Below are 23,089 nucleotides of genomic sequence, written 5' to 3'. Positions count from 1 at the left end.
TACTGCTTATTTCTAAGTCCAAAAGATACTATTCTATTTGCTCTCATTCAAAAATGATTCCAAAATTGTTTCACGACGTCTCAAAAAGATTTGATTATATTGATTAGGATGGACTCGATTAGTCATTACGACCATGGCATTCTGGTGTTGATAATCAACTGCCAAAAATTCACCCGTATAACCGGTATGGAAAAGAACGTGTCCTGAACCATCCGGTTTCACATCCCAGCCTAGTGAACGTCCAGGATTTAATTGAGTGTAATTATGATATAAAAACTTCTTATCTGGTTTCAACATGTCACCGGCAAATTGCATGACATCATCCAAAGTGGCAAACATTCCAGCCGATCCACAGTGCTTACCTAATTGGCGAGCCTTAGGATCATTAGGGATTCCATAAAGCATCTTGCCATTGACTGGATACGTTGGTACACAGCGAGTTGGATCAGGTTCAAAGGTAGCATCCTTTAGACCTTCTGGTTCAATAATATATTTCATAATGGCATCTTGGACTGGCATCTTATAAAATTTCTCTGCAATTAATCCGAGAAAAATTAAGCCAGTATCCGTGTAAACAACTTTTTTATTAAAAGTATCAGTAACAGGCAAGGTCAATAGTGCTTGAATCAACTGATCACATTTTAAAGCATCTCGATTAGGGATAAAGCCTTTAATACCCGAAGTGTGTGTAATCAGATGAAACAGTTCTACCCGATCATCCTTAAACTCTGGTAAATATTTACTGACAGGATCATGCAAATCAATCAATTTATCATCTAACATCTTCAAAACCAATGGTACAGTTCCCATCACCTTAGTTAATGATGCTAAATCGTGTAATTCGTCGCCTTTAAGAGGTGTTATCTCTGGAACCCATGACTTATTGCCATAGGTATATTTCTGCGTCTGTGACGAGTTTATGAAGCCAAAACTGACTCCTGGAACAACTTGCTTATTCACTAAATCAATTATTTGTGCTTTTGTCTCTTCAAAACTTGCCATAAAATCCTGCCTCTCGTAATAAAAAGTATAAAAAAAGAACGTGCTATAAACACGTTCCAATTATATATCTATCTTTTTTACAAAGCGACATTTCCAGCAAATTGTGAATTATAAAGATCCGCATAGAAGCCGTTCTTAGCCATAAGCTCATCGTGGTTACCTGTTTCAACGATTGAACCATGATTCATCACGATAATTTTATCGGCATTTTGAATTGTTGAAAGTCGGTGAGCTACAACGAAACTTGTTCTATTCTGCAACAAGCGTTCCATCGCATGTTGAATATGTAACTCAGTTCTAGTATCAACTGAACTAGTTGCTTCATCCAAGATCAAAATCTCAGGATTAGCTACAAAGGCACGAGCAATAGTAATCAACTGTCTTTGTCCTTGAGAAATGTTTGAAGCTTCCTCATTCAAGACTGTATCGTAACCCTTTGGCAATTGACGAACAAAGTTGTCAACGTGGGCTGCTTTGGCAGCTTCAATGATTTCTTCCTTGGTAGCATCCTCACGACTGTACTTCAAATTATCATAGATGGAACCGGTAAAGAGCCAAGTATCCTGAAGAACCATTGCATAATGACTTCTAACTTGTTCACGAGTCATATTACGGATATCTTTACCATCTAGTTTAATGGAGCCACCTTTAACATCATAAAAGCGTTCCAACAGATTAATAATAGTTGTCTTACCAGCACCAGTTGGACCAACAATAGCTATCATCTGACCTGGTTTAACATCCAAGTTGTAATCTTCCAAAAGGATTGGCTTATGTTCATAACCAAATTTAACATGATCAAGCGTAACCTTATTGTCAGTTTCAACATCAGGCACATCAACCTTATCATCTTCCATTTCAGATTCATCTAAAATTTCAAAGACACGTTCAGCCGAAGCTACAGTGGCTTGAATTGTATTGGTTAAGTTAGCTAGTTGTGAAATTGGTTGTGAAAATTGATTCATGTATTGTAAGAAAGCTTGAATGTTACCTAATGAGACATTACCATTAGCAACTTGAATTCCACCATAGATGGCTACCAGAACATAACCTAAATTATTGATGAAAGTCATTAAAGGCATAACAATACCAGAAATCATTTGAGCTTTCCAAGAAGCCTTGTAAAGTTTGGTATTTTCCTTTTCAAACTCTTCAATTGATTCATCTTCATGATTAAAACTCTTAACAACAACATGTCCAGCGTAGTTCTCTTCAACTTGGTTGTTCAAAAGTCCTAGTGAAGCTTGTTGACGTTTAAAGAATTTTTGTGACTGTGGAGCAATTATTCCAACCACAATCAAACTTAAAGGAACAGTTGCTAAAGCAATCAAACTCATTTGCCAACTAATTGTGAACATCATCCAAATAACACCAATGAAAGTTACAGTACTAGTTACTAACTGAGTCAAACTTTGTTGCAAGGTTCCGGCGATATTATCCATATCGTTGATGGCACGTGACATAATATCACCATTAGAATGAGAATCGTAATAAACGATTGGCAAACGTGCCATCTTTGACTTCAAATCACGTCTTAGCTTATAAACAGTTCGTTGTGAAATACGAGTCATAACAAATTGTTGAATAAAGTTGAAAACAGCTGAAGCCAAATACATCAAGATAACAATTAAAATAATATGTTCAATCTTACTAAAATCAATTGGTAGACCATTGATTTTTAATCCAGCTTTTTGTTGAGCTACACCAGTCATTAATCCTTTATAAATCTCAGTTGTAGCCTCACCTAAAATCTTAGGAGTCTTAATTTGGAAGACGGCTGAAGCAATCGCTAAGATCAAAACAAAGATTATTCCGACCATATAACCGGACATATACTTAGCTAAACGGCCAGTTGTTTTCCAGAAATTCTTAGGTTTAACAACAACCGCTGGTCCACGTCCAGGACCATGTCCTACTGAGGGTGATTGATTATTTTTCTCAGCCATTACTTACCCTCCTTTAATTGAGACTCAATTATTTCTTGATAAGTCTTATTATTTGCTTTCAATTCAGCATGTGTTCCTAATCCGACCATCTTACCGTCATCCAAGACAACAATTTGATCAGCATCGGCAACTGTTGAAATACGTTGACCAACAATGACAACCACACTCTGACTGATTTTTTCATCATTTCTCAAAGCTGTTCTTAAATTCAAGTCAGTCTTGAAATCAAGAGCTGAGAATGAATCATCAAAGACATAAATTGAAGCATCTTTAACTAAAGCCCTGGCAATAGCTAAACGTTGCTTTTGACCACCAGAGAAGTTTTCTCCACCTTGTTCAACTTCTGAGTCAAGTTTGTCATCTAGTTCTCCGACGAAATCGGCAGCTTGAGCAACTTCTAGCGCATGCCAAATCTCATCATCGGTAGCATCTGGTTTACCATAAAGCATATTGTCACGAATCGTTCCTCTAAATAAGTAGGCTTTTTGAGGAACCATTGAAACCTTACTGTTAATATCTTCCGTACTCAAAGCTTTGACATCAGTTCCATTGATACTTACAACACCTGTTTCGGCATCATAGAATCTAGGAATCAAATTAATCAAAGTACTTTTACCTGAACCAGTACCACCAATAATTGCTAGGGTTTGTCCCTTGGTCATATTAAAATTCAAATTAGCCAAGGCCAATTTTTCAGCCCCAGTGTAGCGGAAATTAACATCATTAAAACTAAGAGCTGGTTCATCCTTGAGCTTAGCAGGTTTAGCCACAACATCAATCCTGCTTTCCGTTTCAAATACTTCTTGAATACGAGCAGCCGAAGCTGAAGCACGAGGAACAAATACGAAGACCATTGATAAGATCATAAAACTCATTAAAATTTGCATAGCATAAGTCATAAAGGCAATCATATTACCGATTTCCATTGACTGGTTAGCAATATAATGAGCACCCAACCAAGTGATACCAACATTAGTACCACTCATAATCAAAGTAACAATTGGGAACATCAATGCTACGATACTGAATACTTTAACCGCATTGTTAGTGTAGTCTTCATTAGCATCGTTAAATCTATCTTGTTCAAATTTATCTTGTCTGAAGGCACGAATAACTCGAACTCCTGTTAAACCTTCACGGAAAACCAAGTTCAAACGATCAGTTTTCTTTTGCATTGCCTTAAACAAAGGAACAGCAAAAAACATCACAGCTCCCACCAGAACAAGTAAAATAGGAATCGAGATCAAAAAGATCTTCGTCATTTCAGCATTCTTTTGATAGGCCATGAAACTTGCGCCAATCAACATAATCGGTGCCATTATCATCATTCTCAACATCATGATCATTACATTTTGAATTTGGACAACATCATTAGTAGTTCTGGTTGTCAAAGATGAAGTCTCAAATTTGTCGAATTCATCATGTGTAAAGTATAATATTTTCTTGAATAAATCGGATCTTAACTTTCGACCTAATCCCTGTGACGCTTGTGACGCCATCAAGACATTTCCAAACGCTGCTATAACGGTAATAAACGATACAACGATCATTTTAATACCCGCACTGACAATGAAATCAGTATCACCAGTAATAACACCTTTATTAACAATGTCTGACGTTAGATTAGGGATATATAACGTTGCAATAACTTGGAAAATCATAAAAATGACCGCCGCAAGCACTTGCCAAACGTTGATCCTTCCTCGAGCAATCTTGAACATTTATTCACTCCCTTTAAAAAACTCACATAGCATTATAGTATTAAAGCACTAATTATCAAATAATTCTAATAATTATCTTAAATAAGGTGGCCCTTTAATGAATAACTCTAAAAATAATTATCAACCTATAAAAACTATATTTCATATTATAGCCTTTTTGGCTCTATTTTTATTAGAGCAACTCCCATTAAGTATTCTGACACTGACCAAGAAACAACTCGGATCAAGCTATCAGTCTTATCTGAAAATTGCACCTACTATAACTATTATATTGCTAATTGTCGCTGCTATCATAATTATTTTTGTGTTTAGGAATGTACAAAAGTTTCCTACTCAAAAATTCACTAAAAAAACTTGGTTAATTATCCTAATTGCGACTATCTTAATTGGCTTCATTAATTTCGCCACTGTTCCTTTTATGAAGAGTAGCAATGCTAATGTAGAAGCTTTACAATTGATTGGTAAAAATAATATAGCTATTCTAGTCATCTTTAGCGTGATTGTTGCACCAATTTTGGAAGAAATAATTTTCCGTGGTATTTTTATGAATTGGTTCTTTGTTAATAGTCCACTAACATCTGTTTTGTTGAGTGGTATATTCTTCGGTTACGTCCACGCACCTTTTGGAACTGGAACCGATTGGATCTATGCCCTTTCAAAAGTATTATTAGGTATCGTTTTAGCAGGCGTTTATTATCGAACTAAGAATATTAAAGCTGATATCACCGTTCACTTTCTCAACAATTTTCTTGCCATCTTCAGTGGTTTAGCTATTTCAGGAGTTATATTACTATGAGAAATAATCAGAAAAAGTTCAACGAAATTTATCAAAGTCTTTTAAGAAAAATTGTTATGTTCGGTGTACTGTCGATGTTACTGATGGCAAGTGCCAGAATCACAGGTTGGATTATTATGGAGTACGCCGGCTTTGCCAGTGCTATTTATACCATTGTTTTGATTGGAATGTTGATTTATATATTGATAATTAAAATAAAAGATAAAAATAATTAACAATTATTATTGACACCATCCCTACTTTATAGGTAAAATAATGATTGTTGTTTAATTGCCCGTTGGTCAAATGGTTTAAGACGCCACCCTCTCAAGGTGGAGTTATGGGTTCGATTCCCATACGGGTGATAATGTATCAAATTCCATTATATTTTATAATTATAAAAGTGTCGTAAACGTTGAGTTTACGGCATTTTTATTTTTCAAGAACTCTAAGTAATTCTAACGTTTTGTATCTATGGGGCACAAATGGGGCACAAAAAAGCTCCTACTCATTTAAGAGTAAGAGCCATTAAACATTATCCTTTGAATCCAGAACCTTGTTGATATTTAGCTGGAATATATTCGTTTGTAGCCACTTGGTAGCACCAACCAATTCCAGGGATGTTAACTAGCTTATCGACCGTTTTCCATTCACTACCGGCTTTGAATTTCTTGTTACTGCCAGAAATGGCAGCGCCCTTACCATCGACAGATTCAGCTTGATCTCCATTAATAACTAATTTGTCTTTAAAAGTCGTAGATGATTGTGGTAGATAGATGTTACTTCCAATCACGAAATAAGGCTTGCTATTAATTACTTGAATTGAATTAGATACCCATTTCGAGCTAGGTGTAATCCAAGAACCTTCGTTCGCCTTTCCGTTACCGTCGTAAGTTGTGAACGTCTTAAACGCTTTACTATCTAGCACTTGAACCACATTATTAACTGTGGATTTTGGTTTTTCTACGGTATTGATACCGTTCTTAACATCGGCTTGAAATTGTGCCTTACTGATACCCCACTTAGCCAAATATGGATAAGGGTCAACATGATCACTTTGATTATTTGGCTGGTTGTTAGTGCAATATTGATGCGTTACTACCCCGTATTCCGAAGTATCTAGTGTCAACGGTACGCCAGCTTCAACAGCTAATTCACGTAATAAATTGACATAAATCTTATAATCCGTCATAAATTCAGTTTTGGTTTTATGTGATTCAATCAATTCAACACTAGCATATCCCCACGAGTTCCAGCCACCGCCTACGTCCCAAGCACCACGATTATTAGCAGCAGTTTGATAGATTTTTCCGTTACCTACTACATGAGTAAAGAAACCGGAATGTAAGTCTTTCCACGACATATATCCAGCATCTTCTTTAGCCATGGATTTATTGTTTCCAGTTGAATGTGCATGGACTTGCCCAAATGGTGGAACTCCCACCAATGGTGTATCTTGTCTTAAATAACTCTTATCAATGTTCATTTATTTATCCTCCTTATTTTCTTTCTCAGGTTCGCCATTTTCAGCGTAATCACTTAATTTATTAAGCCTATCCTTGATAAAGTGTGGTAGTGGCAACCCCATTTGTCCCACATTTTCGGTGATAGATGTGGCATACATAAATATCCACAACCAGAGAACCGCATCGCCTACCCATTTATATCCAATAGCGATTGACCACGGATATAATAGCCACACTAAAAGTATGATCGTGATATGAATGGCGAATCCTTTTTTGCCGATACTGCTATCGGTTGTAGATGTTACTAATGATTTTGAAATCCCTGTAATCACATCGGCAAAAATTAAAACTGCTAGTGTGAATAGCAACGGATTTTTGTCTAAGTGTTCCATTGCGTCAATCCAGTTCATTGGGCCGACGTTTGGTAATGGTGCATACATATATATTTCATCTCCCCGTTTTTTCGTAAAAAAAATAAGCCTATAAGGCTGTGATTTTATATCTCCTATACCAAGTTTAAATAGCTTTAATTATGAAATTTACAGTATTAGGAATCGAAATATTTAGCCTATACTCTCCATCGACAATCGACCTAGATACACTTAGGGAGAAATAACTTGAATTATATTCTTTATCTATATCTAAGTTTTTAAAATCATCACCAGAAATATTGATACTCTCATATAAAAGACTAAAATCACTATTATATATCATAATGTTAATACCATTAAGGTTATTCCAATTCTTTGTAGTGCTTAGTAAGTGTATGTTTTTAAAACCTGCTTCAATTTTATCAGATCTATACAAAATCGTACCCGGTTCTAATTTAGTTGCGCCACCAAACTCTTGACCGTTGTACATAATTTTACCCACGTTGCTACCTCCAATTTTTAAATTCATTTAGATACCTCCTTAAGCATCAGGAATCACATACAAAATTTTTGGATCAACAGTTCCAGCACTAACTAACGCATCGTAGTCGGCTTGACTGATTGAAGTAATCATAGCTTGAACAGTATTCTGTAATGCTGTAACGTCCGTCTTGTCGGCTTTCTTCGTGATTCCATCATTAATAGCTTGAACACCGTCTTTATTTTTAGTTACGGCATCCGCTAGTTCCGCAATCGTGTCTAGCGTATCGGGAGCAGCACCGATAATAGCTTTAATCGATTCAGCAGCATACTCTTTTGTTTGATTAGCAGATGTTGCAATCCAATTTTTAACATCATCAGACTTTGAGAAACTTGCAAGTGTATCACTCAATTGAGTAGCTAAGACGTAAGTTTTAAGCAACGTAGAAAGCTCATCAGACGTTTTATAGTTTTTAAACTTGCCGTCAGTTGCCGTTAAATCTGTGCGCAACTTTTCAATATTAGTTTTATTGGTCTGCATTTGAGACAGGTCAACATCTTTCAATTTGTCCGCAATACTATCCGCTTTAGCTTGCAATGCTTTTGTGTCAGCACCAATCTTGTCCAATTCTGTATTTAAATCAGCAACATCAGTAGTTAGGATTTTCTTGAAGTCATCATAATCGGTTTGTAATGTTGCTAAATAACTTTTGAATCGACTTTCAAAATCTGAACCTTGAGCAACATATCGTTTTTCAAAGTCTGCACTTTGGTTAGTAAAATCATTTTCACGTTTTGATTCGGCACTTTCAAAAGCCGTTTGGTTGGCTGTATTTTGAGACTTAGCATTTGAAACAGCTGTATTAAATTCATCAGAAATAGTTTTAAATGTTGTTTTATCATCAGAAATCAGCTTGTTAAATTCTGTATCGAAACCGTTTCTTTGGTCAATTGCCGCTGTCTGTGAACTACTTTGGAATGTACTCCACGCCGATTTAGCAGCATTCAAATCTTTTTGAGCTTGATTAACGAAGTCAGTCATCTTGCCAGTCAGCTCAGCGACTTTATTATTAATCGTCGCATTTCCAGTATCGGCAAAGTCTTTTAATGCTGAAACGTAAGATTCAGCTTCCTCGATCAACGTTTCAAAGTCATCAATATAACTGCCCGCTTCTTTTATTGATCCGATCCCTTGCAGCACGACTAACTTAATATCTGATGTGGAATCGTCTCCGATTTTGAAATACATGTTTCTGAATACGCCGGCCTTTGCATACATTTCATCTACAAACTTAACCTTGAACGTATTTCCTGACTTATCAGTCACAGCTTGCTTAATCAGTCGTTGGTCGGGTGTTTTGGCAATGAGTTCAATGTCAACTTTGGATAAATCAATATACTTTTCGAATGACTTTCCTAAAGTAACTTGTAGCTCGTCGCCTGTGTCGCCTTGACGAATCTTTAAAGGTAATTCGTAAATAGGCACTGTCTTGTCTGTATCTAGAATAATTTTAGGTAAACTCATTTAATCACCGTCCAATATATTTTCAATTATCTTTCTATCAAAGTTGTAAGGTCTGTGAAGTTGACCATCAAAATATGTATAGTAATCATGCAACTTTTCAAATAATGGATATTCCAAATCAATCAAATGAACATATGTATATCCTTGTTCGATAATGGTTTCATCTGGCTTAAAATCATTAAACAGTTTGAAACTATGTTCTGAACCATCATTAGATTTTAAATAATCTGTGACAGCTCCAATATCATTGACCTTGATATAAATGTTTGCCACTTACTTTTTCTCCTTTTTCAGTTTTTCGATCTCGGATTTAAGATGATTGTTTTCAATAAACAAAATAGAATTTTCAACCTGTACATTAGCTAATTTACCAGCTAAATCTTTAATTACTTCGTTCGCATTTCCTTTATTCTCCATAATTATTTCAAGTCACTTTCATTTAAAATTCTTAGTCCACCCATGTACAGTTTTCCAGAACCATCACCGGTAAGTTTTGCTCCGTTAATCATTAAATATCCCGATTCTATATTCACTGCTCTAAGTCCATCAACTTGATGAACAGTCATATTATTTGTCGAAATACCATAGTTTGTAATGGATGTTCTATACGATCCAGTACCCATTGATATGTCTGTATCACCACTAATGGTTACACCACTAATTTCTCCACCACGAATCTGAACACCAGTGATACTTTGACCCACAAAATTATCAGCATAGACGTTACCACGGTTATCAATAGCTACCGTACCTTTACCATCATAATAGATACCTTTAGAGTTCCAACGCATTCCATAGTTACCACCCGATTCGCTGGCAACAATATCCGTTGGGTTTTCTCTATCAGGAAGAAATCTCATTACATCACGACCACTACCATTGATATAACTCAACATGTTAGCCCTAGTATCGTTAACATTTTTCTTCAATTCGTCCATCAACCGTTGTGCATCTTCATTGCTGGATTTCAAATCAGAAACATCTTTAGATACTTCGGCAACGCTCTTATCAACATTATTAATTTGGCTATTCTGTTCAGATTGATAATCAGATGTCGTTGTTGGTTTATCTCCAATCGATACAGTTTTGTATCTGTGAAGTAATCCATCCCAAACGGTCTTAATTACTCTTGCGGTTGTATCAATATTGAGATTAGCAAAGTAAACAGTGACTTCATCACCCATTTTCAGTTCATCAACGAAACCTAAATCATCTTTGATATCTTCCATTTCAAATTGAAGTGTAACTTTAGGGATGCCCACTTTATTATCAGAAATATATCGATTAGTTCTGGAACGTAATTGATCAACGGTTTCGATTTTATCTTGGGAAAAATCCTTGGTTAAGATTCGTAGCTTTTCAAAATTAGCAGCATTAGACGTTTTAATGATTCGTTCAGGAAGATAGACTATCTTTTCATCATCACCAGAGCCAACCTTAGTAAATGGTTTAATTGCTGAGTAGGTTTCTTCAATATTTTCTTCTTGGTTAACCTGGACTAAATCTTTACCATATTCGATAACTTTCCCGGTTTTAGTCCCAATAGTTCGTTCATAATGCACCGTATAGTTATCAAATAAGTATTCACCCTTGAACATCTGAAGCAGTGAACCATCAGCACCACCCAAGGCTTTTTTAGCATTATCAATTTTGGTCATATCCCAACTAATACTGGTTGTACCATTAATTGATGAAATCATTTTTAGTTTTAGTTCAGGCTGTTCCAAGTTGTTTTTGAGCAAATTAAAAGCAGCTACCGGGGTAACTGCCGAAGCATTAATATTTTGTTTTAAAGTGTTATAGCTCAAATCATTCAAGATATGACTAGCCGTTACTTCAATCTTGTTATCAATTGACTTCTTAACGCTATCAATTCTAAACAGTTGTTTTAAATAGCCTTCTCCAACATCAGCCAAAATAATACAGTCTTTAACTAACTCATTAGCAATATCACCAGTTGCCAAATAATCTAACTTTAATTCTGGTAACTCGTTAAATTCATTAGTAACTTCCACATTCAAACAATCGGTTAAAACGCCAATTCCTTGCGTTGTGAAGTCTGATTCAGAACTTTCAAATAATACTGGATATTGAAGATAATTCATCATATGAATGTCCTCCAGTTAAATTTAATTGATACATCAGCATTTGAATTATCCCAGCTGATGTTATTTTCACCAGGCTTTAAGATTGGGTATTGATAATTCGGAAACACGCCAATGTTATTTTTTAGACTTTTATCATCATAAATACGTCTTTTTTCGCAATTAATATAGGTCAAATCATGAATTTCCGTAATCTTGTATGAAATACCATTGATTTTCAAATTTAAACTACCAGTTCCAGTTATCTTAATTATTGGATAAGAAGATAAAGGTTCTGGATTATAAAGTTGATTATTATTTGATATTTCTTGATACAAATCTGAATCCAACCGATATTTCACTGGTCCAACATTGAATTCTAAAGTGATACTGGCACATTTTGAACTAATGAATGACATCGTTGGCGCTTTGGATAATCTGGCAAGATAGTAATAATTCTCATCCAAATTATCCTGAAGCTTTGAATATCCGCTGAAGTTTTCTTCAACTGCCAACCATGCTACTAGATCACGTCTTAATTCTGATAAATCTTTATAGAATGAATCATTGAACCAACGAATATCTATAAAGCATTCATAAGTAATGGTTCCATTTTTATACCTATTATTTGGATTCACAATATCAAGATTCCGACCAGGAACTGAAGTATAGCTCACATCTGCATCCCCAGCTTCAATCTCAAAATCATTTTGAATCAACAAATTGAAGTCTTTGGAACTTCGACCATTAAAAGTAAAAAATCTATCATTCACCTAATCACCTACCAATCCGATTATCATTTTTGCGCCAATTATTAGCCAGTTGACTATCAACTTTAGGAGTTAATTGACCAGCCAAAACCCCGCTATCAAGCATTACTTGATATTGTGGGTCTTTGGATAGAAGTGACATCATTTCATTTAATTGACTAACAATAGTAGATTCAGTTTCACTTGCTGAACTTGCCTGGTTAAAATCAACGCTAGTAACCTTGCTGATTTGACCAGGATTGAAGCCAAATGATCCTGAAGATGCATCCATCTCATCGCTGATGAATCCAGCCATTGAATTAACGTTTGATTTAACATCTTTAAAAGCTTCACTCAATCCATTATTCAAACCACCCATGATGGCTTGACCAGCTGGAATCAATAGTTTTTTATCATAAGAGATTGGTCCCTTATGGGCTTTGATCCAAGAACCAATTCCTCCAACAAATGATTTAACAGCTCCCCACTTGCTGTGTAATCCACCTAAAAAACTACTCATGATTACACTACCGTTGGAAGTTAAATCAGCTCTTGCTCCATCTTTTACGGCGTTAGCATTACTTTTACCAGCACTTCTTGATTTGCTCAATCCTTGTAACAGTCCACTGACAAACCAACCAATTAACTTAGTCCCTGAACCAAGAATAACTCCCATTGCAGTACCGACCGAAGTAACAAACGCTTGAATGATTTTAGTGGCTGCGGTTGCTAGTCTACCTTGATTACTAATAATTGCATTAGCAAACTTAGTTACCAAATTTAATGCTGATGCCACAATCTTTCCTAAATTATTAGCAATTCCACCAATGAACGAGGTAACTACATTCACTGCTGCAGTAATAATTTTTGGTAGATTTTGAGCAATTCCAGTAAAAAGATTAACGATAAATTCGACACCTTTAGCAAGAATCTTAGGTAAGCCTTGCGCCAATCCTCCAATGAATTTAACTATGATATCAACTGACACCGATATTATTTGTCCAATATTGGCGTTAATACCATTAAGTAAAGACATGATCATATTCATACCAGTGGCAATCAATTGTGGCATTAAAGTATTAATTGCATTTAAAATACCGGTTCCTAACGTAACAAATGATTGAATTATGGTTGGCATATTCATAACGATTGTACTTAAGAAGCTTGTAATCATAGATGCAAAACCGACTCCCAAACTAACAAACAATGGAACTAATTGAGTTGATACGGTGGTTAGTTGTACAAACGACATATTCAAAAGTGCAAAACTTGAAACCATTAATGCAATTCCTGCAGTCATAACACCAATACCAACCCCGGCTGCTAGAATAGCCGTACCGAATGCAGTTATTCCTGAAGAACCTGCAGTTAGCGCTGGAGCCAATAATGCAAACACCGCTGCTAATCCACCAATCACTACACCAAAAGTAGCCATTGCAGTTATTCCTGCTGTACCAGTACTAGCTAAAGCAGTGATACCAAAAGCAAGTGCAGACATACCTAATGTAGCGGCACCAATACCAGCACCAATTTTTAAAATAGCCGTGGCAAATGACGAAAAACTACTTGCAACAGTTTTAACGATTCCACCTAATCCACTGAAGATTCCAGTGATTGGTTTTAGTACTGAACCAAACCCTGAAAAAATCCCACCTAGTGGTTTAACCACAAAACTTAATTTACTAAAGACACCACCAAGTAATTTCAAGCCTGCAGGTACTGTAAAAGCTCCCAATACTGCTAAAGCAGGTTTTAAATAACTAGCAAAATCAATTGAGCCACTGAATGCACTTTTAAACATGTTACTGACTCCAGATTTGACTAATGGAATCGCAGCATCAATAAAAGTAACCAATGCTCCAGGCAATGCTTTAAGAATATTACCAACCATTGGAATAAAGTTATTGAATAAGAAGTTAGATGTAGTTTGAGCCAATGCTTTTAAGGATGGTTCAATATCACGTCCTAACGCAATATTTCCAAGAACATTTTGGGCTGCAGCTTTCATAGAATCAAAAGATCCACTAAATGTAGTAGCAGCTTCTTTAGCAGTTGTACCAGTAATATCAAGTTTGCCTTGAATTGCGTGAATCGCATTATAAACGTCTGAAAGATTACTAATATCGTACTTCTTACCAGTCAACTTAGTAGCATCTTTAAGAAGTCTTTCCATTTCTTCCTTAGTACCACCATAGCCTAACTTCAAGTTATCCAACATGGTGTAATTCTGTTTGGCAAAACCTTGATAAGCATTCTGAATATCACCCATATTACTACCAAACTTATTAGCATTATCAGACATGTCAATCATTGCCATGTTGGCAACCTTAGCTGCTTTACCAGTATTACCACCTAGTGACTGCAACAAACTAGATGAGAAACTAGTTACATTTTCCATATAGTCATTAGCAGACATACCGGCCGTTCTATACGCCTGACTAGCATACTGCTTAACCTTGCCGGCAGACTTTTTAAAAATTGTCTCAACACCACCTAAGGACTGTTGAAGCTTAGCTCCTTCAGTGATTGATGCCCCAATGGCTTTACCGATTCCAGCAGTTACAATTGCCGCTTTAACGACTGAAATTAATTTACTACTCAGTGATTCACCAGCACTTGAACCTGCCGAAGCAGCTTCAGGATCTAATTGACCTTTGATTGAGCCTCCAATCCCTTTAGCAGATGGAATAATTTGAACATACGCTTTACCTAATTCTGTTGCCATTAATTATGTCCTCCTTTCTTCAAAAGTCGGTTTCTTTCCTTTTCAAAATCCTCACCTGAATTAAATACGATTTCTTTCTTTTCTTTAGGTTCTTCAAATAGTGATGACCAAAGAACTGGCTTATTTCGACCTTTTTGGGCATCCTTGGTTTTAGACCAAAGAAGTAACTTCAAATTGTCTGCAACAGACATCAAAAGTATCTGATTTAAATCAAATTTCTGATTTCTCATCTTCATTTTGATTCTCGAATCATCTTTCAAACCTAAAGAAAAAACAGCTACCTTGGTTAAAGGTAACTGTTTTAAGTCGTATATTTGGTATGTTTCTGCTAAGTCACACATAAGTGCATCCTTATCAATTTTTATCATGTAGGCAAGGATTAAGATTTTTTTGCTTGGCTTTGAGATTCAAAAATTTCTTGAATTTCAGCAGTCATTTTTTCCATTGAAATCAAGCCTTCTTTATCGGCAAGATGTTTCTTTAATTTTTCAGTTTGTTCTTTACCAAACAATAATTTCAAAACTTTTGGCATTACCAAAGGGTTATCTTCCACATCACTAATTGCTTCCAATAACTCATAATTATCCAAACGCTTTTCAGGAATAATATAGTTAAATCCTGATTTAGTTTTACCCTTGATCATATTGATTATTCTCCTTTGGTTTCAACTGATGCAGTAGGTTTGTTAATATATTCGTAATGATTTGCACCTGTTTTATCTGGTGAAGCAGTAAAAGTTGTTTCAAATCCAACAGCATCCTCATCTGTATAACTAATATCACCAATCTCTGAAATAGTACCGTTAGGAATAACAATACGCTTGAAAATTCCACCTTTTAGAACCATATCAAAAACTAAGATATGAGGTTCATATTCATCTGAATTGGCTACAATTTTAATTCCTGATTCCATATCTCCAGTGACATTCTTTTCACCATAAACTTCTTTAAGAACATCAAGATTCATAGACTCGATTAGCGTGTATTGGAATGTATCTTCCTTACCTTTTTGAACAACGGATACTGTATCACCGCCCCAAGCCTTGATTGAATCTGAATCAGGGCTATTTGTATTGGTTAAACCATCTTCTGAAATATATCCAAGTGCTTTATAAGAAGCATCCAACTTAGTAATTGAATCGGTAGGCAAAACAGTCCCAAGTGGTGCTGAATAAGCGGCACCACCGATTTTTGGTTTAGCAACTGAAACATTTTGAGTATCTGACATTTTTTATCCTCCTAATATTTAAAATCGTAAACTGCTTGATAGCGATATTCTTTTGTTTCTGGATCAGTAAAGTTATAGTCTGAATTCAATTTAGCTTTACTGATATCTGTAAAATAAATCATTTCATTTAAACATGCTTTAAGTTTTACATTTAACTTAGATGCCTCATAAAGGCTTTCTGCATAGCATTGAAATGCAATCGTTGCAGAATCAATATGATTAGTTTCTGATCCACCTGTTTTTTCAAAAATAATATAGCGCTCTGGCGGATTCTCTGGTCTTTCTAAAAAAGACGGTGCTATAAAATGACCGTCCAAATAATTTTTAATTATTTCTTCAATCATTACTGCACCGCCTTTAGTAGCGTATTATTTTTTAAATTATCTTTTCTAGCTTTATAACTATCAGCGTAAACACTAGCATTTACACGACTTTTACCAACATAAGTATCTTGAGCATACCCATCACCTGCTGATTTTCTAATCTCACTAGCATGCTCTTCTACAATACTTTGCATTGCTGCAGATTTAAGTAATTCACCAACACCACCATGATTAAGTACAAATTTATTTTTAGCCATAATATTCCACTGTCACTTTCTTGTTCCAGTCAAGCGGGATCATATCTTCAATTCCTTCAAGTGGAACTCCAACTGTCCGCCATTTCTTTCCAAAGAATTGAACTTCTTTATTGGTCCAATCATGATCATCGCCTTTAGGAATTGCCAAATCATAAACAATCTTTTTACCAGTCAAGTTTAATTGATTAGCAACATCATCAGTTGATGTAGGACTAACTAAAACATTCTGAATTTTAATTGGTTTTTCCTTAAAAATCGTTTTGCCAAAACCATCAACGCCTGTTTCAATTCTATCCATCAAAATAATGCTAATTCCGTGGATTCGTGTCATAAGGTTCCATCACCCCGTATCTTTGCCGTCTCAAACCTAATTTAGTTAGTTCTGAATTTTTAATGAATAAACCACCTCCAGGAACTAAGTACGATCCAGACCATGAATAGCCCATAGCTGCTTCACTCGCTTGTGTCATTGGTTCCTGATCAGTTGATGTCATTAACGTCCTTGCAACAACATCCACGGTTACAGATTGAACTACTGTGGCATAAGATAACCGCTCTGCAACCATCTTATCAAGGTCCTTACCAACTTTGAGCGCTTGCTCTCTTAATGAGTCAGAGACTACTTTAAGCAGTTTGGTGGCACGTGGAATTTCATCAGGTTTAAGCTTTCGCCACATTACTTGTAAATCATCAATCGTAGCAAAATCATCCATGACTATTTCTTACCTTTCATCATCAAATCATAAAGAATTTCTTTCTTAGCATTGGAATCGTATTTGATTCCAAATGCATCCAATTCTTGCATAATTTGTGCTTTAGTAATGCCCTTGGGAACATTATCAGTTTCAGGTTCATTGTCTAAAGTATCTTCTTGTTTTTCATCATTCTTCTTTGGTGGTTGGTTTGGTAGTTCTCCTACCTTAATCCAATTATCGCCATGAATTTTTGAACTCACATCAATAATAATTTTGGTCTTAGTATTTTGATATTTCATTTTATGCCTCCGCTGGTTTAATTACACGTGCAAAACTATTAGTATCCATAATTCCCCAGCCTAGATATGTTTCAGAACGCAAGTAAACTTGGTTATAACCCTTTAAATCTTGGCCTGAATTGTCTGGATCACCATATTGAATTACTTCCATCGGAATTTGTTTAGCAAATCCCCATTGGAACATATTAGTAAAGTCACCCAAAATTGCGTAATCTTTTGAACCACTTGCAACGGTATTATTTACATCTGTTTGCAATCCATTGATTGAACCAGGATTGGCACCCCAAGCTAATGTTGGGAATAAACGATTATTACTGTTATCACGCATTTTTGCTAAAGCAGATGAAAACTGTGTATCAATTGCCATACCAGAAACCACACCTTCTGAACCCTGAACGAGTTCAACAGCAGCTTCGATATTTGTGTCCGGGTCAGCAGCGTTAAAATCAACCGTTTGAGTGATGGAAGTATCAAAACTATTTTTACCAATGATTGCGGATACTTCTTTAGTTCTTGGATTTACACCATGGAAGGCCATCAAGTCTAAACCACGTGCTAATTTCTTAGCATATCCATCATTAAATGCCTTCAAAATATCGATTTTTTCTTCATCCGTGGCATAAATGAATTCATCAGAAACACGGGCGCCATATTCCACCTTAATGGGAACAATCGTTACTGGCGCAATAGTAACTCCACCTTCAGTTTTCTTTCCATTCTCAGCAACAATATCGATATCCTTGTCCATTGAAAATGTAAATTCTTTTTGTCCATTAAATGCTACTGGCTTTTGACCAGATAGGATTGCCAAAGAACTATTACCTTTAACTTTACTAATTAAATCTGTAATTAATGTTGGATCAAATAAATTTCCCTTTGATGTTGTCATAATTTTTTTATTCTCCTTCTAAGTTATCAATTAAATTTTTGTATGCACTATTCTCATCTGAACCAGTATTTGGTTCAGGGTCTTTTAGTGGTGGTACTGGGTCATCCTTCTTTACAAAACCAGCTAATCTTTCAGCATCAGCTTTCAAACTTTCTTCATCATCACCAACCAAACGATCTGCTAAGTCATAAGGAAGTCCATTTTCTAAGGCAATTTTGGTTTTTAGATTAGCTGTTTCATATCCTGAAATTTTGGAATTTAAATTTTCAATATTTTGGTCATAATCAGCATACTTTTCTTTGCTCTTACTGATTGTTGATTGCAGTGAAGTATTTTCATTAGTCAATATTGATACTTGTTTCTTTAAATCGTCATAATCTGAATACTGTTTTACCAATGATTCCTTCTGTCGGTCCAAACGTCCTTGAATAATTTGGTCAAGTTCCTCTTGTGTTTCAATTGCTTTAAAAGTCATAATTTAAAATCCTTTCTCCCACTTACCCGGTGGTATCGGTAATTTTTGGCATAAAAAATAGACGTATGGAAAACGTCCAAAATTAATATCCAATTTTTTGTTTTTTCTTAGGTTTGTCGTTTGAACAAGCCCAATGTGCTAGTAAGGCACTATCCATTAAACTAATATCCATGTCATCAAACTGCGACTTGTAGCCAAAACCACCACTTGAACCAATATTTCTTTTGGCTGTATTAGTAACAACTACAGTTAGTGATGGTTGATTGGAATGACAAATTGACTGCTGATAAATACCCTGTTCCCATAGTGAATTAGCATTAATAACTTCTTTTACCGTTGGTAATATTGGTGACTTCAACTTGAAGTCTTTCATCTCACTTGCCAAAATATTTTGACCGCTTGCACCATCAATTACAACTTTCTTGATGTCCGCAATTCGCAAGAAATTAAGTATCCAATTATTACCATTTCGAATTGATTGACAATCAATAGACTCTACAAATACTTTTCCTGATAAGGTATGAACTGCAATACTCATTGCCACGTTAGCATTATCATTACCATATTTAATTCCAACATAGATTGGACCTTGCAAAATCGGTAAAGAATAAACTTTCAATTCATCCCATTCATTTTCTGATATAGCCGATTTTTGATTATATTTAATCCAAAGACCCAGCCGCTGAATATTAAAGTCAATCTCATCAGAACCAACTTCATCTTGGATTGAACGTTCAGTAAATATTGTTCCAAGTGATGGATTAGTTTTATACCATAAGTCCCTATCTCTAATATTTGATTGCTCTTCAACTGACCATTCAGCCCAACCTGCATTTTCGGTTTTACCACTAAGAATACTATTTCTAAAATCAACAAAAACAGTTCCTGAAGAAAGTGGTGTTGGTGGTGTTCCACAGAAAATAGTTTGTGGGTTATCACTATCAGTAACGACATATTTTAATGCTGATTCTTGATCAGTTGTATATTCTTGAGCCTCATCAATGACTAACAAGTCAAAACCTTCACCAAGTCCACCTGTGGAAGTCCTGGTACGAAATTCCACACGTCCACCAGTATCAGGTAAATCAATTCGTTCACGTCCTACAGCTTTCAAGGAACGATATTTAATTCCAGCATTATCCAGGAGTTTTAAAACACGTTCCCAAGATGAATGAGATGTGGTAGTCCTGTGAGCAGTATGTAAGATTTGTTCACCATCTAGCAGTCCTTGAATCTCACGGATAACAATTAATTCGGTTTTACCATTCCTTCGTGGAATTGAGTAACCAAACTTCGTATGAACCCAAAGACCATCATCGTTGACTGCAAACAAATCTTTCGCTAATTCAACTTGCCATTCTTGAGCTGTTCGACCTGATTTTTCATAGGCTTCAATCGCAGTTTTATATCTGGATTTAGTAAATGGAAGTATTACCGATTGAGTGGGATTCTGATTACCTAATCTAACTTCAATAACCATCATGTCCCCTTTCAATCTTGTTACCCGCAGTTTATAGACTTGCTTGGGTCAAATTTTATTTCCAATCCTTGGTCCAAACATTTTGTTTTCTACCATCTCCCGGATTGTAATCGACAACACAGCGACATCGTTCATGCCGTCGATAAATGTCATCAGGTGCCTTATTATAGCTATATGATCCAGCTAAGTTTTTACACCAGTCACATGGCTTACCAACAACTGTACGTGTAATTCTTGGTTGCAATCCTGCTTTAGCTTGAAACTCAACATTTTTTTGAATCGAATCATCAACGATTGACTGAGTGAAAGTTACTAATGGTTCATCAAGAATCCATTTAATATCATCAAAAGTTTCAGCTGCAGTTAAACGCTCCACTAAGCCTTTTACTTTTTCTTGATTAAAATCAGGAACTTGAGCTTTCAAATGCAAGTTAGCAACTTGATTGAGTTGATTCTGAACGTCGCTCGCATAGCCAGTTACAATATCGTAGTTATTTTTCAACGTATGATTCATCAATCGGTTTGAAATATTGAAATACATTTTTTCATTTGGTAAAGATTTAGCAGTTACAAATTCATTAATTGAATGTGATAAGTTTTGTCCAACTTCAATTGCTAAATCATTAACTTCTTTGTAAGTAGCTTTCCCGCTCTTTAATAACTCAATATCTCTTCTTAAAATTTCACTTTTACTGTTTTTATCTTTAAATGATTCATCAATTAATTTTAATAAATCAATAGCGATATCTTTATCCATTATCATCACCAGTTTCTATTGGTGGTTCTTGATCAGAACCTTTAACGCCAGTAATTTCACGAACAGTTTCTTTATCCATAAACCCAGGTATTGCTTGATTAAGCTTGATAGCACCATCACCAATGATTGATAACATATTGGCATCTGCTTCGAATAATGGTTCCCATTTTGGAATTGTATTCATGAATTGTGAACGTTCATATGCATAATCATCTCTTAAACAAGCTGCTAAATAAGCAACATTTAATAATCCAGAACCAAATGATCGTTGTGCCTTTCTTCCAGACAATCTTAGATTCTCATGGCTCGCTTTAATGGCTTCCACACTTGATGGATTGTCGGAGGCAAATCCCAAATCGTCCATAGTCAATCCCATTTCACCAGCAAACCCAGCCGCTGCAGTTTTAAGTTGTTCAGTAAATGGTGTCATGCTCGACGTTGTGAATTGTCCAAGTTTAGGGCTATCTCCTTCGTCATCTTTAGTAAATTGCAACATGGATGAAATGGCTGCTTTCCAACTATCCATTGGTTCAGAATCGTTACTTAGACCAACCACATATTTTTGAGGGAATGAATAGAATTCTGCAGTGATATCCGCTCTTTCCAACGTACGCTTTGCATATTTCTGATAATACATTCCAGAACGTGTAATCCTTGAACGTCCAAAAGGTCTAACGGCATCCGGTCGGTAAATGATTGGTACTAACAATGGATGATTAGTATGGTTAGGAATATTAGTTACATCTTTTCCAGTAATAAACGTTGTCAATTGAGCTGTGAAATAAGCTTCACTAATCGGATTTCCAAAGTCATCACGTTTTAAAACGGCATATCCTTCAGTTAACAATCCAGTAATTGGATCAATGATTCCCGTTGCATTACTTGCTTCAATAACTTGCAAACGAATTTGGTCATCTGCCTTTGAAATATAAACAAATGAACATGATCCAATCAATGCAGACAAAACTGCAGAATCAAAAAAAACATCAGGGTTATTATCATGGAAGATTTCGTTTACTTTAAAATCATCATTATCAAAATCACGAAATACTAATCTATCGGCCAAACTGTCCACACCTTTTGCACACCAGCCAAGAACGGCATGATATTGGTTCCTAATTTCGGGTGGAATAGTGATACCAGGGTCGTTTTCGTGGTATTTCATTGCGTATTGTTTATATCTCATATTTACCCGGAAACGGCGATGTGACAGCTTATTTCTAAGGTAATCAATTCCTTTATATTCCAATATATCAACTCCTTAATAAATTCATGAGAAAAAATGTACAGTGACGGCGTGAAGCTCGGCTGACGAGCCGTAGGGGGTCTCATGCCCCCTTTAAAATCTTGGCTCAATCAGAATCATTAAATTGTTTAAAACGTCGCTATGAACGGTATTTAGACCAATCTAACGATTGAGGTAAATTTCTATTACCAATAGTTTTTACATCAACACTTTTATTTTCTTTATTTTTAAATAACTTGTCAGACTTCTGTCTGTTACAACTCCAATGAGCGAGCTGTAGGTTGTCCATGTCGCTTGGATGTCCACCCTTGTTGATTGGAATGATGTGATCAATGACAGCACTCATTGGGTCAGGATATTTCAAACGTTTGTCTACCGGTCTGCCACAGATGCCACAGACAGATTGAGTCTTGAGGATTATACGTTTGTTCTTATCAAATGCTACTCGATGTTGTCCGGTTCTGTCTGCTCGCAATACCATAAGATGGCGGTCCTTTCTATGTGGGGATAGTAATAAATGATGGTGGGTATCAATTAGTATGGGGGTATCTAAACAATGTGAGGGGTATAAAAATAAGACCACCGGAACCTTGAGTT

28 protein-coding genes and 1 tRNA gene are annotated in these 23,089 nt (G+C 35.8%); 3 read left to right on the top strand and 26 right to left on the bottom strand.

The genetic code is table 11. The annotated features are described in order from the left end of the window. Window positions 1–33 precede the first annotated feature (33 nt). The 3 genes from FC97_RS01685 to FC97_RS01675 all read right to left on the bottom strand — a co-directional run bounded on the left by FC97_RS01685 (window position 34) and on the right by FC97_RS01675 (window position 4,669). The gene (locus FC97_RS01685; RefSeq protein ID WP_054643427.1) at window positions 34–1,002 is read right to left on the bottom strand and encodes a serine hydrolase domain-containing protein; all 969 of its coding nucleotides are present in this window, start codon (window positions 1,000–1,002) and stop codon (window positions 34–36) included. Window positions 1,003–1,079: 77 nt separating this feature from the next. After that, entirely contained in the window at window positions 1,080–2,948 is a 1,869-nt protein-coding gene (locus FC97_RS01680) for an ABC transporter ATP-binding protein (protein WP_054643426.1), read from the bottom strand. Beyond that, a complete protein-coding gene (locus tag FC97_RS01675; protein ID WP_054643425.1) occupies window positions 2,948–4,669 on the bottom strand; it encodes an ABC transporter ATP-binding protein in 1,722 nt (573 codons plus the stop codon). Before FC97_RS01675 ends, FC97_RS01680 begins: the two co-directional genes overlap by 1 nt. Window positions 4,670–4,766: 97 nt before the next feature. Between FC97_RS01675 and FC97_RS01670 the strand changes: the two genes are divergently transcribed. The 3 genes from FC97_RS01670 (at window position 4,767) to FC97_RS01660 (ending at window position 5,809) form a co-directional block, all read left to right on the top strand. Further along, window positions 4,767–5,465 carry a CPBP family intramembrane glutamic endopeptidase gene (locus tag FC97_RS01670; RefSeq protein ID WP_054643424.1) on the top strand — a complete coding sequence of 233 codons (699 nt, stop codon included), beginning with the start codon at window positions 4,767–4,769 and terminating at the stop codon, window positions 5,463–5,465. Continuing rightward, on the top strand, window positions 5,462–5,680 hold the full coding sequence (locus tag FC97_RS01665; protein ID WP_054643423.1) for a hypothetical protein: 219 nt from the start codon (window positions 5,462–5,464) through the stop codon (window positions 5,678–5,680). Before FC97_RS01670 ends, FC97_RS01665 begins: the two co-directional genes overlap by 4 nt. A 56-nt stretch (window positions 5,681–5,736) precedes the next feature. Further along, window positions 5,737–5,809, top strand: a tRNA-Glu gene (locus FC97_RS01660). 170 nt (window positions 5,810–5,979) lie between these two features. On the opposite strand, the gene FC97_RS13815 is transcribed toward FC97_RS01660, so the two are convergent. The 23 genes from FC97_RS13815 to FC97_RS01550 form a co-directional block, all read right to left on the bottom strand. Beyond that, window positions 5,980–6,930, bottom strand: a complete 951-nt coding sequence (locus FC97_RS13815) for an SLAP domain-containing protein (RefSeq protein ID WP_082397573.1) — start codon at window positions 6,928–6,930, stop codon at window positions 5,980–5,982. Then, the gene (locus FC97_RS01650) at window positions 6,931–7,350 is read right to left on the bottom strand and encodes a phage holin family protein (protein ID WP_056967693.1); all 420 of its coding nucleotides are present in this window, start codon (window positions 7,348–7,350) and stop codon (window positions 6,931–6,933) included. A gap of 76 nt (window positions 7,351–7,426) precedes the next feature. Next, window positions 7,427–7,810 carry a hypothetical protein gene (locus FC97_RS01645; RefSeq protein WP_054643422.1) on the bottom strand — a complete coding sequence of 128 codons (384 nt, stop codon included), beginning with the start codon at window positions 7,808–7,810 and terminating at the stop codon, window positions 7,427–7,429. 12 nt (window positions 7,811–7,822) lie between these two features. After that, window positions 7,823–9,286 carry a hypothetical protein gene (locus tag FC97_RS01640; RefSeq protein ID WP_056967692.1) on the bottom strand — a complete coding sequence of 488 codons (1,464 nt, stop codon included), beginning with the start codon at window positions 9,284–9,286 and terminating at the stop codon, window positions 7,823–7,825. Next, a complete protein-coding gene (locus tag FC97_RS01635) occupies window positions 9,287–9,559 on the bottom strand; it encodes a hypothetical protein (RefSeq protein WP_054643419.1) in 273 nt (90 codons plus the stop codon). Continuing rightward, window positions 9,560–9,703, bottom strand: a complete 144-nt coding sequence (locus tag FC97_RS13470) for a hypothetical protein (RefSeq protein ID WP_156314103.1) — start codon at window positions 9,701–9,703, stop codon at window positions 9,560–9,562. It abuts the gene before it with no gap. 2 nt (window positions 9,704–9,705) lie between these two features. Next, complete coding sequence (locus FC97_RS01630; protein WP_054643418.1) at window positions 9,706–11,394, bottom strand: phage tail spike protein; 1,689 nt, start codon at window positions 11,392–11,394, stop codon at window positions 9,706–9,708. After that, window positions 11,391–12,143, bottom strand: coding sequence for a hypothetical protein (locus FC97_RS01625; RefSeq protein WP_054643417.1), 753 nt, complete (start codon window positions 12,141–12,143; stop codon window positions 11,391–11,393). The genes FC97_RS01630 and FC97_RS01625 overlap by 4 nt, the downstream gene beginning before the upstream one ends. 4 nt (window positions 12,144–12,147) lie before the next feature. After that, window positions 12,148–14,844: a phage tail protein gene (locus FC97_RS01620; protein WP_054643416.1), complete on the bottom strand. Its 2,697-nt coding sequence runs from the start codon at window positions 14,842–14,844 to the stop codon at window positions 12,148–12,150. Beyond that, window positions 14,844–15,185, bottom strand: a complete 342-nt coding sequence (locus FC97_RS01615; RefSeq protein WP_371125780.1) for a DUF5361 domain-containing protein — start codon at window positions 15,183–15,185, stop codon at window positions 14,844–14,846. The genes FC97_RS01620 and FC97_RS01615 overlap by 1 nt, the downstream gene beginning before the upstream one ends. Before the next feature lie 38 nt (window positions 15,186–15,223). Continuing rightward, window positions 15,224–15,487 (bottom strand): hypothetical protein, encoded by a 264-nt coding sequence (locus FC97_RS01610; RefSeq protein WP_025024541.1) that lies wholly within the window; start codon window positions 15,485–15,487, stop codon window positions 15,224–15,226. 5 nt (window positions 15,488–15,492) lie between these two features. Further along, complete coding sequence (locus FC97_RS01605) at window positions 15,493–16,071, bottom strand: phage tail tube protein (RefSeq protein WP_054643414.1); 579 nt, start codon at window positions 16,069–16,071, stop codon at window positions 15,493–15,495. Between the two features lie 11 nt (window positions 16,072–16,082). Continuing rightward, window positions 16,083–16,415, bottom strand: a complete 333-nt coding sequence (locus tag FC97_RS01600) for a hypothetical protein (protein ID WP_054643413.1) — start codon at window positions 16,413–16,415, stop codon at window positions 16,083–16,085. Beyond that, window positions 16,415–16,651, bottom strand: coding sequence for a hypothetical protein (locus tag FC97_RS01595; protein ID WP_054643412.1), 237 nt, complete (start codon window positions 16,649–16,651; stop codon window positions 16,415–16,417). The genes FC97_RS01600 and FC97_RS01595 overlap by 1 nt, the downstream gene beginning before the upstream one ends. Then, window positions 16,644–16,982: a hypothetical protein gene (locus FC97_RS01590; protein ID WP_054643411.1), complete on the bottom strand. Its 339-nt coding sequence runs from the start codon at window positions 16,980–16,982 to the stop codon at window positions 16,644–16,646. The genes FC97_RS01595 and FC97_RS01590 overlap by 8 nt, the downstream gene beginning before the upstream one ends. Further along, window positions 16,960–17,364, bottom strand: a complete 405-nt coding sequence (locus tag FC97_RS01585) for a phage Gp19/Gp15/Gp42 family protein (protein ID WP_056967690.1) — start codon at window positions 17,362–17,364, stop codon at window positions 16,960–16,962. Before FC97_RS01585 ends, FC97_RS01590 begins: the two co-directional genes overlap by 23 nt. A 2-nt stretch (window positions 17,365–17,366) precedes the next feature. After that, window positions 17,367–17,645 carry a hypothetical protein gene (locus FC97_RS01580; protein WP_054643409.1) on the bottom strand — a complete coding sequence of 93 codons (279 nt, stop codon included), beginning with the start codon at window positions 17,643–17,645 and terminating at the stop codon, window positions 17,367–17,369. A 1-nt stretch (window position 17,646) separates the two neighbouring features. Beyond that, a complete protein-coding gene (locus tag FC97_RS01575) occupies window positions 17,647–18,534 on the bottom strand; it encodes a phage major capsid family protein (RefSeq protein ID WP_054643408.1) in 888 nt (295 codons plus the stop codon). 7 nt (window positions 18,535–18,541) lie between these two features. Further along, on the bottom strand, window positions 18,542–19,012 hold the full coding sequence (locus tag FC97_RS01570; RefSeq protein ID WP_284143015.1) for a capsid assembly scaffolding protein Gp46 family protein: 471 nt from the start codon (window positions 19,010–19,012) through the stop codon (window positions 18,542–18,544). Between the two features lie 79 nt (window positions 19,013–19,091). Beyond that, window positions 19,092–20,489, bottom strand: coding sequence for a terminase large subunit (locus tag FC97_RS01565; protein ID WP_179205843.1), 1,398 nt, complete (start codon window positions 20,487–20,489; stop codon window positions 19,092–19,094). A 55-nt stretch (window positions 20,490–20,544) separates the two neighbouring features. Further along, window positions 20,545–21,246 carry a hypothetical protein gene (locus FC97_RS01560; protein ID WP_082397572.1) on the bottom strand — a complete coding sequence of 234 codons (702 nt, stop codon included), beginning with the start codon at window positions 21,244–21,246 and terminating at the stop codon, window positions 20,545–20,547. Next, entirely contained in the window at window positions 21,239–22,495 is a 1,257-nt protein-coding gene (locus tag FC97_RS01555; protein ID WP_056967687.1) for a phage portal protein, read from the bottom strand. Before FC97_RS01555 ends, FC97_RS01560 begins: the two co-directional genes overlap by 8 nt. A gap of 136 nt (window positions 22,496–22,631) precedes the next feature. After that, a complete protein-coding gene (locus FC97_RS01550; protein ID WP_054643406.1) occupies window positions 22,632–22,973 on the bottom strand; it encodes an HNH endonuclease in 342 nt (113 codons plus the stop codon). Between the last annotated feature and the right edge of the window lie 116 nt (window positions 22,974–23,089).

It is taken from the genome of Companilactobacillus kimchii DSM 13961 = JCM 10707, assembly GCF_001435445.1.
GTDB classification, from domain to species: domain Bacteria; phylum Bacillota; class Bacilli; order Lactobacillales; family Lactobacillaceae; genus Companilactobacillus; species Companilactobacillus kimchii.
This window is presented reverse-complemented; position numbering and strand designations above follow the sequence as displayed.